The 8082-nt window shown below is 33.6% G+C and carries 6 protein-coding genes; 1 reads left to right on the top strand and 5 read right to left on the bottom strand.

Annotation, left to right across the window (positions count from 1 at the left end; translation table 11 throughout):
* Positions 1–263 precede the first annotated feature (263 nt).
* Positions 264–2660, bottom strand: coding sequence for a penicillin acylase family protein (locus COE53_RS08715; protein WP_091023768.1), 2397 nt, complete (start codon positions 2658–2660; stop codon positions 264–266).
* A gap of 128 nt (positions 2661–2788) precedes the next feature.
* On the opposite strand from COE53_RS08715, the gene COE53_RS08710 reads away from it, so the two are divergent.
* Positions 2789–3343 (top strand): thioredoxin family protein, encoded by a 555-nt coding sequence (locus tag COE53_RS08710; RefSeq protein ID WP_091023770.1) that lies wholly within the window; start codon positions 2789–2791, stop codon positions 3341–3343.
* Between the two features lie 63 nt (positions 3344–3406).
* On the opposite strand, the gene COE53_RS08705 is transcribed toward COE53_RS08710, so the two are convergent.
* The 4 genes from COE53_RS08705 to COE53_RS08690 all read right to left on the bottom strand — a co-directional run bounded on the left by COE53_RS08705 (position 3407) and on the right by COE53_RS08690 (position 8078).
* Positions 3407–4183 (bottom strand): prepilin peptidase, encoded by a 777-nt coding sequence (locus COE53_RS08705; protein ID WP_091023772.1) that lies wholly within the window; start codon positions 4181–4183, stop codon positions 3407–3409.
* Positions 4184–4386: 203 nt separating this feature from the next.
* Positions 4387–4845: a C40 family peptidase gene (locus COE53_RS08700; protein WP_069032864.1), complete on the bottom strand. Its 459-nt coding sequence runs from the start codon at positions 4843–4845 to the stop codon at positions 4387–4389.
* Positions 4846–5328: 483 nt separating this feature from the next.
* Complete coding sequence (locus COE53_RS08695) at positions 5329–7005, bottom strand: glycoside hydrolase family 13 protein (RefSeq protein WP_091023774.1); 1677 nt, start codon at positions 7003–7005, stop codon at positions 5329–5331.
* A 260-nt stretch (positions 7006–7265) separates the two neighbouring features.
* The gene (locus tag COE53_RS08690; protein WP_069032861.1) at positions 7266–8078 is read right to left on the bottom strand and encodes a polymer-forming cytoskeletal protein; all 813 of its coding nucleotides are present in this window, start codon (positions 8076–8078) and stop codon (positions 7266–7268) included.
* Positions 8079–8082: the final 4 nt, after the last annotated feature.

The following is an 8082-nucleotide window of genomic DNA, read 5'->3' as shown; positions in this document are numbered from 1 at the left end:
GAATCGCAATTAAATTTCGGGTACCGCAATTTAATTGCGGGTATCGCAATTAAATTCCAGAAATCGCAATTAAATTCTGAGAATCGCAATTATAATACTCAAATTCCCCGCTCATCTCATAAAATTAATTCGTTTCCACCCTTCTTATTCAATTTTTCAAATTATTGGTTGGTTTCATTAAAAAATGCTATATAAATCACTACATTCTCACTTCTCAAACAAAAAAACAGACCCCATAAAGGTCTGTCCTCTATACTTCCTTCTTACTTCTTTTTTGTTTTTCCCGGTACAAATATTTCTTTAACACCTTCAACACTTTTCAAAGATGTAGTATGATATGTTCCTTTTGCCCAATCTTCCATTTGATCACTATACCATTTGCTTCCGAGGTTTCCGGATTGTCCTGGTCCAACTACGTTTACTGATTTACTTAAATCTGCAAAGTCTACAACAGTTCTCCATGATGCACCATGGTCTACGATTCCTTGGTCATCATATCCTGCTGCTTTAACTGTAGTTGAGCTGCCTCCTACTGGGATTGGATCTCTTGCATTAAAGAAATAGCTTAAGATTTTAATACTAGATAATGGGTGTTCGAAAGCAACTTTATGGTGATCCCCCCATTTCCACTTAGCTGCATTTTCACCGTCTGTTTTGCTAATATTTTTAATTGTTGATTTGAAGGTTTTTAATAAAAGTTTATCAATTCCGCCTTGTTCATCAACCCAGATTACTTTTTTCCCATTTAAGCTGTCACGTAGCAATTGATCGACTACGACTTTGCGGTCTCCAAATAAATCCATCATATCGTTTGAAATTTGTTGATCGAACAATGCTTTATTTATTTCAGTCATCCACAATTGGAATATGAGAGGTGAAGCTTCATCTTTATCATCTATAAAATTCCATTTTTCAAGTTCCTTTAAAGCTGATTTTTCAACAGATGATAATTGATCTTTATTTTGTTTTATTGACTTAATAAACTTCGGTGCATGCTCCTTCGCCTGTAAGTTCATTTCGTCCATTTGTAGCTTTTGCATATCTTTAACAGTCAGTTTGTCATTCTTTTTTAATACTTCCTGAATGCGTAATTGACGGTAAGGCTGTGCCCATGAATTTGAAATATGGTATGGATATGAATCATCCACTACTTTATTATTTGCAGATGAAATAAAGCCTTCCTTTGGGTTAACGATTGTTGGTAGTTCATCGTATGGAATGTATCCTTTCCAACCATAATCACTAGTCCAACCTGGGACTGGCATTAGCCCATCACCTTTTTTACGGATTGGAATTTTCCCATTCGCTCGGTAGGCAATTGTTCCGTCATCCGATGCAAATACGAAATTTTGAGCAGGAGCTTCAAATAAAGCTAATCCTTCTTTAAACGAATTCCAATCCTTTGCAACATCAAACTTTAAAACGGCTTCTAGCTCTGTTGTTGGTTGTAGTGCTGTCCATTGTAAAGAGAATACAGTATCTTTTCCAGCATCACTCGCAAATTCCGAGATCACTGGACCATGTCTCGTAATCATAACAGGTAAAACTTTATTCTTTTTACCTTTAATTTTGATCGTTTCATTTATAACCTTTGCCTTTTCCCATTGGCCATCATATAAAAATTCGTCTGATTTATTTGGATTTCGTTTTTCAATATATAAATCTTGTACATCTGGTCCTACGTTTGTTACTCCCCAGGCAATATGTTCATTATGACCAACGATGATTCCCGGCACCCCTGCAAAAATTACACCACTTACATTCATATCACCAGATTTTAATTGAGTTTCATACCAAATTGCCGGTGTCGCCAATCCTAAATGAGGATCATCTGCCAATAACGCTTTACCGGACTTAGTTTTAGAACCACTCACAACCCAATCATTACTACCATTCCAAACTGGGGGAATAACTGCACTTGCAAAGCTCTTTTCTACGTCTATTTTTGAAGTATTACTTGGAATAATATACGGATCTATATCATTATTAGCTGGGAATAGCTCCAAAGCCTTATCCTTTGGAAATTTATTCATAGCATAATAACGAAATGCTTGTTCATTCCAGTGACCGCCTAAATCAAATGCCATATATTTACCAATTACTAGTGAGTCAATTGCTGACCATTCAGTTGGTTTATATTTTAAAATTTTAAATTCAACTGCTAGTTTATTTTCTTTTATTGCGTATTTTATGTACGCATTTACGCCTTCTGCATACCAATTTAATACATTTTGTCCATTTTTATCGTATTTGCTATAAGAAGCTTCAGCAGCTCTTCTTAAACCAAGCGTTCGAAAATATGAGTCGCGCTCCACTGTTGCATCACCAATTATTTCACTTAATTGTCCGGACGCTTGCCTCCTGCTTAAATCCATTTGAAATAATCGATCTTGTGCAGTTACAAAGCCTTGCGCAACATACAAGTCATGCAAACTTTTAGCACTAATATGGGGTACTCCTTTATCATCCCTAACTACCTCAACTTTATGGTTTAACGTACGGATCGTTAAATTTCCTTTAATGCTTGGTAATGATTTTTTGGTTAAATACAAGCCAGTGCCCGCAACGATTAAGACGATAACGATTACGATAGTTGATGTAACTTTAATCCACTTTGGAAAGCGCTTCCGATTTTTTGAGATTTCAATAGGCGCACTCATTTTTCTCCCTCCTGCTTAAACTGCATATAAAACATATACTGTATAATAATTCTGCAAGTCTTTTTGCATTCCTTCTTATGACGAATGGGGTATAATACTATTTATTAACTTTAAAGGAGTGTATGGAAATGTCATTAAATTCTTGGTTCGAAAAAGGCATGACTTTTGAAGAATATGTGGAAGCAATGAATGTAAATAAAGAAGAACTTCTAAAGATCTATAATGAAGTAACGATTCCTGAAAGTACACAAGCAAAACTTGAACAATTAAAGAATCGTCATTGGAAGGTTGTTACTTTAACTGCAGATTGGTGTGGAGATGCATTACTTAATGTACCAGTTATTCAGAAAATGATGGAAAAAGCAAATATAGATACTAGATTCCTAATTCGTGATGAAAACCTAGAATTAATGGATCAATATTTAACTAATGGTAAATCTCGTTCTATTCCAATTTTTGTTTTTATGGATGAAAAAGGGAATGAAGTAAATGTTTGGGGTCCACGTTCTGCGGAGATTGAAGAAATTGTAGTTGAAATGAAAAAAGAGCTTCCAGATAAAGATGATCCAAATTTCCAAGAAAAACAAACTGCTGTTTTTAAAGCCATTCGAACAAACTTCGTTGAAGACAAAAAATACTGGAATTCGGTTATTAATAGTGTAGAAGAAAAACTATTCTCATAAGAAAAAGTACTGGTTATTTAGTTGAAAGAATTTTTCAATTAAATAGCCTTTTTATTTATCAGCTTAACAAAAAATTATATCGTAAAATTCTAATAGATTTTCACTGTAAAAATAACTTACTACTCCACCCATTGCGATGAATGGACCAAAAGGAATCGGATTTCGTTGCTTTAATTTTCCGGACAATATTACGACTAATCCGTAAATACTGCCTGAAAAACATGCAATTATAAATGCAATGAGAGTTAATTTCCAGCCTAAAATTATGCCTAGCACACTAAATAACTTTATGTCTCCTCCTCCCATACCACCTTTACTAATCAGATTAATTAGAAGCAAAACCACGAATGCTCCTATTGCTCCTACTATACTACTCCACCAAGGATCCAATGGAATTAAGATTCGTTCAAAACTAAAAATAAATAAAAAGATTAGTAGAATACGATTAGGGATAATCATATAGTTCACATCCGAAACAACAATAATAACTAATAAAGATATTATCGAAAGAGCAATCATTAACTCTTTATGAAAACCAGTTTCATAGATGGAAAAAACAAATAACATACCTGTTAGTATTTCAACTAATAAATATTGTTTGGAAATAAGACTACCACAACTTCGACATTTCCCTCTTTGGATTAAAAAAGAAAATACAGGTATTAATTCTAGAGATCTCAATTTATGTCCACAATTTGAACATGAGGAACCTGGTGAAATAATCGATTTCCCACTTGGAACTCTTAACCCGACAACATTAAAAAAAGAACCAAATACTAAACCAAAAACAAAAAAAGTAAAGTAGACTATTGCTATAATTACCAACTCCCTTAAAGTCATGTAACTAGTTTAGTTAAGGGTCATTATATCATTCGATCATAATCTACTTATTTATTAAAAATGAAAACTTTATGAAAGATAAAGAAAACTCAGCGATAGGTGGAGGCAAAGACGTAGTTGCACTTATATTTTATTCCTAAAAAAGTGCAAAAAAAAAGCAATCTACCATTCTTAAGAAAAGTAAATTGCATTTATTATTATGTTTATTTAATTACGCTACCTGAGCCAGCGAATTTTGGTTTCCAATATGTATTAGAAAGACTTACTACAGCTACTCCCTTACTTGAAGTCGCTGAAATAAATGTATTATTTCCCATGAAAATTCCTACATGGCTAATACCTTTTTTGTATGTATTTTTGAAGAAAACTAAATCACCAGGAACAGGCTTTTTAACAATTGAGCTGACAGTATACATCGACGAAGCAGTTCGAGGTAATGTAGTACCGACTTTTTTGTATACATACCCTACGTAACCTGAACAGTCAAAACCTTTAGTAGATGTACCACCAAAACGATATGGCACTCCAGTATATTGTTTAGCGATTTTTGTTACCTGATTTTTCTTTGAGTATGGGTTATATGTAGATGCTGCTTGTGATTTAGTCGTAAAAAATACCATGCTCAGTAAGCATACGAAAGCTATAAGGACTTGCTTTTTCATCTCTTTTCTCCCCCTTCATTGATAATGTAAGTCTAACAAAATATAATTTTGAAAGCCATTACAGGAGTGTTACAAATTGTCGAAGTGTTTGTAATACTATAAAACCTTGTAGGTTTTTGCCAAAAATATGCAGCAAAAAATGACTATCATTCGACAGCCATTTTTTAGGATATTGAGAAATTCGAACATCCATTGCCCCATTGCATAGGGCTGGTCTTACTTAATTTTTACGGTAAAATCTTGTTTCGTAGCCCTATTTGCGGTTTTCATAGTTTATATTGCAGCTTTGACTATTTTATTTGAAGATTTGCCAAATTTAATTGCAGTTCTGGCCATTTTATTTGCACTTTTTGAGATTTAATTGCAGTTTCAGCTTTTTTATTTACACTTCCACAGATTTCCCCCATGGAAAGCAATCATCCTGTACAAAGTGAAAACAGACTGTCATGTGACAATCTGTTCAGTAAATACCATATAAAAAAATTAAATTAAGCGATAAACTCTAGCTTCAAAAGGTTTAAATTCCATATTTTCAACTAATTGATGATCTGTTAATTCAATGTTCGTTAAGCTTAATTGTGCATTCTTTTTCGTAAGTTCTTTCGGTAAAGTAAATGTTTGTTTCTCTGATGATAAATTAGTAATCACTAAGAATGTTTCTTTTTCACCATTTCGAGTGTATGCATAAACAGGTTCATTTTTAACGTCTAAATATTCATACGGAGCATAAACTAGTGCTTTATTTTCTTTGCGTAATGTAATCATCTTTTTATAGAATGATAAAATAGAGTCTGCATCTTTTTCTTGGATTTCAACGTTGATTTCATTAAAGTTATCATTCGTTTTAAGCCAAGGTTTACCCGTTGTAAATCCAGCATTCTTTGTACTGTTCCATTGCATAGGTGTGCGAGAATTATCACGGCCTGTTTTCCATAAAATGTCCAGAACATCTTGTTCAGTTGAACCATTTTCAATCATTGTATTATACATATTTTTTGCACTTACATCATTATAATCGTTGATTGATGTGTAATGAACATTTGTCATTCCAATTTCTTGCCCTTGGTAAATGAATGGTGTTCCTTGCATAAAGAAATACATTACTCCAATAGCTTTTGCTGAAATTTTCCAAAATGCTTCATCATCGTTTCCTAATGTACTGACTGCTCTAGGTATATCATGGTTCTCTATAAATAATGCATTCCATCCATATCCTTCTAACCCAGTTTGCCATTTAGTAAGTACTTCTTTTAAATCAGCGATCGAAGTTTCAGATTCATCGGTTTTCTTCCAAAGATCTAAACTTTCGAATTGGAAAATCATATTGAACTTACCTTCTTTTTCTCCAACCCATAGGTGTGCATCTTTCGTTGTTACACCGTTTGCTTCACCAACTGTCATGATGTCATATTTATCAAATGTTTCACGTTTTAGTTCATCCAAATATTTGTGAATTCCTTCTTGATTCATGTGCATATCAAAGCTTGCAACATACTTCTCTTTCTTTGGATTAGGCATATCTGGAAAACCTGGTCGTTTTCTTATATGACTGATCGCGTCTACTCGGAAACCGTCGATTCCTTTATCTAACCACCAATTAATCATGTCATATACTTTTTGTCTTACTTCTTTGTTCTCCCAATTTAAATCAGGCTGCTTTTTTGAGAATAAGTGTAAGAAATATTCATCCGTTGCTTCGTCATATTCCCATGCAGAACCACCGAAAATACTTTCCCAGTTATTTGGCTCATGGCCTGATTTTTTTCCTTCTCTCCAAATATAGTAGTCTCTATATGGATTATCTTTCGATTTTTTAGATTCTAAAAACCAAGGATGCTCATCACTTGTATGATTGACTACTAAATCTAAAATTAACTTCATTCCTCTTTCGTGAACATTCTCTAATAACTCATCAAAATCAGCCATTGTGCCAAACTCATCCATAATGTCCTGATAGTCTGAGATATCGTAACCATTATCATCATTTGGTGATTTGTAAAAAGGACAAATCCAAATTACATCTATACCGAGTTCTTTTAAATAATCTAATTTCGAAATTACACCTCTTAAATCACCAATTCCATCACCATTTGAATCCATAAAGCTACGTGGATAAATTTGGTAAGCAACCGCTTCCTTCCACCAACTTTGATTTGTCATAATCTCTCTCCTCCAAATACATAAAAGCGTTTTCATTATCGACTATATTAGAAGCCTTCAAAAAAATTAAGTACAATATCATTGCAACCGTTTGCACATTATTATCTTAACATTCAACTAACTATAGTTCAATAACTGAAATTAATAGCCAGCTTACACTTTATTAGAACTTCCTATTTTAACTCCCTTATGCTGCCTTATTCAAAAACCGTTTTCCCAAAAAGCAAAAAAAAAGCAACTTAGGATATCCCTTAAGCCGCTTATAGTTCTAATTTCTTTACATCCTTTACCTTTGCTGAAGGATGAATTTGAACATCTTCTGTATATTCAACTAGGTCAATTACACACTTTGGTCCAATTGTTACAGCATCGCCTCGTACTACACTCGCTGTCGTATAGTCAATCTTTACAGCACTTCCCTCAATTACATCTGATTTGAAGTTCAATCGATTGTTAAAAAGTTTAGTAAAAACACGTGAAAATATATTATTGTCATCAAATCGACTAATTTCAATTGTTTCTCCACCAATTTCAGGTATATAGCTAAATCCATTATGAGGTAAATAGCCAAATCCCCCATGGGTAATTTTTACATTTTCAGCATTTAATAAACCATTCATTGATAAGTGACCTTTAGCTGTAAATACTTCACATTCAGATCCTTTTTCTGTAGAAAGTGACCCTTTTACAGTAATTACTTCAGCTTTCACTATTCCTGTCGTTTTCATTGAGCCTGAAACATTAATACTTTGAACATTTAAGTCGCCCTTTGTTTTAAAGCTACCGCTAACATTTACATCTCCACCAGAAACTTTTCCATCAATCGAAGCCGAGCCACTGACACTCATTTTTTTTGCATCAACATCACTTAAACATTTAGCGCTCCCACTGCAATTAAAATAATCAGTTTCGACTTTTCCATTGAATTTTGCTGAGCCACTTACTTTCACTTCATGACAAAAAATATCACCAAGTATACGTCCGCTTCCACTTATTCTAACGTCATCATATTTGCCAGTACCAATTGTTCCAGAACCGTTAATAATTGCATTCTGCTTTGATTGAACGCTCACTATA

Origin of the sequence: Bacillus sp. AFS029533 (assembly GCF_002585125.1) — a bacterium.
In the GTDB taxonomy this organism is placed as follows: domain Bacteria; phylum Bacillota; class Bacilli; order Bacillales; family Bacillaceae_G; genus Gottfriedia; species Gottfriedia luciferensis_B.
This window is presented reverse-complemented; position numbering and strand designations above follow the sequence as displayed.